This is a genomic window from Microbispora sp. NPDC088329 (assembly GCF_040685655.1).
Taxonomy (GTDB): Bacteria; Actinomycetota; Actinomycetes; order Streptosporangiales; family Streptosporangiaceae; genus Microbispora.
In genome coordinates, this window is record NZ_JBFBIP010000064.1 from 1 (window position 1) to 1,639 (window position 1,639).

Annotated in this window: 1 protein-coding gene and 1 pseudogene; one reads left to right on the forward strand and one right to left on the reverse strand. The window is 69.5% G+C overall.

Annotation, left to right across the window (positions count from 1 at the left end; genetic code table 11):
• A pseudogene (locus AB0O28_RS39790) lies at positions 1-230 on the reverse strand (hypothetical protein); the annotation flags it as partial.
• Between the two features lie 720 nt (positions 231-950).
• On the opposite strand from AB0O28_RS39790, the gene AB0O28_RS39795 reads away from it, so the two are divergent.
• The coding region (locus tag AB0O28_RS39795; protein ID WP_363648221.1) for an RICIN domain-containing protein at positions 951-1,639 on the forward strand (689 nt) is incomplete at its 3' end.

A 1,639-nucleotide genomic window follows, 5' to 3' on the forward strand; every position in this document is an offset into this window, starting at 1 on the left:
CGGTCCCAGGTGGCGACGTAGGTCGAGTCGTTCAGGTGACCGGCCGCGATCGCGGTGCCGAAGTAGCGGCCGCTTTGGGCGGCGGCCGCGCCCAGTGTGCCGGCGGCGGCATCCGCCGGAGTGGTCGCCGCCAGCGCGGTGGCCGCGCCGAGCACGCCGACAGCGCCGGCGACCAGCATCCGGCGGGCGCCGCCGAGCCGTCGCCGCCCTGTCGCTGAGTTGACCGGCACTGAGCCGGCGGATGAGGGATTTTCGCCCATGCCTGAGCCTCCACTGCGGAATCGAACGAGGAAACGCGGGAAGGAGCTGCCCGCGGAACGACGACGCGCTCTGTTCGCGTCACAGAGTGCGGCCCCTGCCGCACACCACCGACTCCGGCAGGAGGAGGCCGCCTTGGGGAGTCAGTCTGGAAATGATCCGGAAACGTGTCAAGAGTGTTTCCGGGAAGTTTCGCCTCATCGGATCGCAGGAGCTCTTCCACGCTGCGCTGATGTGTCAACAAGCGGTGTAACTTTCCGGGCTCCGCGGCCGGCGGCCCGCCGCGACCGCGGTCCGGATGAACGTTTCATCGCCATGCGAACCGCAGCCGAAGTCTCCGGGGCTCGTCGCGCCGGGTGACAGGAGGCGTATCGACGTCACGGAGGCGACAGGCGGAAGCCGTCGCCTTGACAGGCGCTCACCGCGTCGTATTTGCTCCGGCGCACCACCACCTCCGGTCATCCTGAGAGAGGAGCGAACGTTTCGCGACTGATGTTAACGCTCACAGGATCGGGCGACCGGCCTGGCTCGTCGTGCGTCGAGGCCGCACGTTCGGATTCGCCCTGGACCCCGGAGGTCGTCCATCCGCGGAGATTCCCGCCATGCAGGGAATCCGCCGTGTGAAGGCGGGCATCCACCGCGACGCCGGACGGAACGGCCCGCCGTGTCCCCCCACCTTCGCAGGAGAGAAGATGCACTCACCCCCCACACGGGTGGCGGGTCGCCGGCGACGTTCGCCGGCCACCGTCGTCGCTTGTCTGCTGGCGGCGCTCGCGACTGTCCTCGCCACCGCCCTCACCTGGGTGGCGCCGGCGTCGGCGGCGAGCGTCGACACCAACGCCTGGTACGTCCTCGTGAACCGCAACAGCGGCAAGGCCCTCGACGTCTCCGGCTTCTCCACCGCCGACGGCGGGTCGCTGGTGCAGTGGTCGCGCACCGACGCGAACAACCAGCAGTGGCGCTTCGTCGACTCCGGCGGCGGCTACTACCGCCTGCAGTCGCGGCACTCGGGCAAGGTGCTCGACGTATACAACCTCTCCACCGCGGACGCGGCGGACGTCGTGCAGTGGACCGACCACAACGGCACCAACCAGCAGTTCCAGCTCGCGGACTCGTCCGGCGGCTACATACGGCTGATCAACCGCAACAGCGGCAAGGCCGTCGAGGTCCAGAACGCCTCCACCGCGGACGGCGGCAGAATCGTGCAGTACTCCGACTGGGGCGGCAACAACCAGCAGTGGCAACCGGTCCGGGTCGGGAGCGTCTCCGATCCCTCCTCGAGTCCGTCGGCGTCCCCTTCGGTCTCTCCCTCGCCGAGTCCGTCACCGAGTCCGTCGCCGGGCGGGCCGTGGCCGCCGTCGTCGACGTACTCCAACCCGGT